This is a genomic window from Bartonella sp. AP9QHHD (genome assembly GCF_042195625.1).
Classification (GTDB): domain Bacteria; phylum Pseudomonadota; class Alphaproteobacteria; order Rhizobiales; family Rhizobiaceae; genus Bartonella.
The window spans coordinates 1-1322 of the sequence record NZ_JBHIOP010000073.1; the positions used below are offsets into that span (position 1 = coordinate 1).

General features: G+C 36.3%; 1 protein-coding gene and 1 pseudogene. Both read right to left on the reverse strand.

Annotated elements, in window-relative coordinates; all coding sequences use genetic code 11:
* Positions 1–95 precede the first annotated feature (95 nt).
* Positions 96–839, reverse strand: coding sequence for a hypothetical protein (locus tag ACFIK4_RS05520; protein ID WP_375675363.1), 744 nt, complete (start codon positions 837–839; stop codon positions 96–98).
* Between the two features lie 47 nt (positions 840–886).
* Positions 887–1129 (reverse strand): annotated as a pseudogene (locus ACFIK4_RS05525) (hypothetical protein); the annotation flags it as partial.
* Positions 1130–1322: the final 193 nt, after the last annotated feature.

The following is a 1322-nucleotide window of genomic DNA, read 5'->3' on the forward strand; positions in this document are numbered from 1 at the left end:
TTTTTTTATTTTACTCTCTCTTTTATGATATGTTTATAGCAATGCATTTTATATGCGTTTATAACCATAAAGAATGCACGTCCCCATGTCTCTTTTTATTCTGTTTTATCAGTTATATTGACAACATTATCCCTTTCATAAACCTCACATTTTTTTGGAACCAACCTTACTTTGCTTTTTTTATTGATTTTTGCATTGCCATAAACACGCCCCCAGATCGTTGCACAATATGAGATTTTAGCATTGCCATAAACAGAGCCATAAATCTCACAAGAGCCACTCACACAAGCATTGCCATAAACCTTGCCATAAATTTTAGCACGACCATTAATAACAGCATAATTATAAACTTTTGCATGGCTATAAATGCAAGCAGAGCCAGAAACCTTGGCATGACCATAAACGCGTGCATAACTAAAAACCGTAGCATCATAAGAAACATGCGCATGATCATAAATATGAGCATCAGCAAGAACGCGGGCACTATCATTCACATGAGCATTACCATAAATATTGCCATAGACAAAAGCATGGTCATAAACTTTAGCATATTGAGAGATAAAAGCTTTTCCATAGACTTCAGCATTGCCATAAACTTGACCACAGACTTGAGAAAAATGCCGTATTTTTGCATCATCATACACTCTTGCATGACCATAGACACAAGCCTCATCATACACCCAGCAATTCCCATCATGAGAGAGGTTGCTTTCCTTTTCAATAAAGCCACCTAAAGTACCTGCTTTGATATCAGAAAAGTCTTTTAATGCTTTAATGCGATAAAGGGTATGATTACCAAATACACGCGTTTCATTTGTGAGTGCAAACTTCTTTTGCATGAGCACAATTCCTTTATAGAGATTTAAATTTTTAAATGAGATGNCGAATAATGCCGTATTTTTGCATCATCATACACTCTTGCATGACCATAGACACAAGCCTCATCATAGACCCAGCAATTACCATCATGGGATAGGTTAACTTCCTTTTCGATAAAACCGCCTAAAGCACCCGCCTGTACATCATCGAAATCTTTTAAAGCTTTAATGCGATAAAGGTTAATAATATTTCGAGTAAGAGCATGTTTGATTTTTTTGATTTCACTGGTTAATTCGTATTTTTTGCACATAGAAGACCCTCACAATCTAATGTGATAAACAGTTGATAAAATTTGAAATGGGAAAATTTGAAAGAGGGGCGCCCCCGCCACGCCTGTACTTTCATTTACACTGCTTTATTGGTTAGACCCAGACAATCTCTAATTCACCATAAGGAGAGAGACGTTCAGTATAGGTTTTTATTTTAGTAGACCCGCCGACATT

Coding starts and splice junctions, on each gene's coding strand:
- ACFIK4_RS05520 (WP_375675363.1), bottom strand. CDS start 839: ATGCAAAAGAAGTTTGCACTCACAAATGAAACGCGTGTATTTGGTAAT.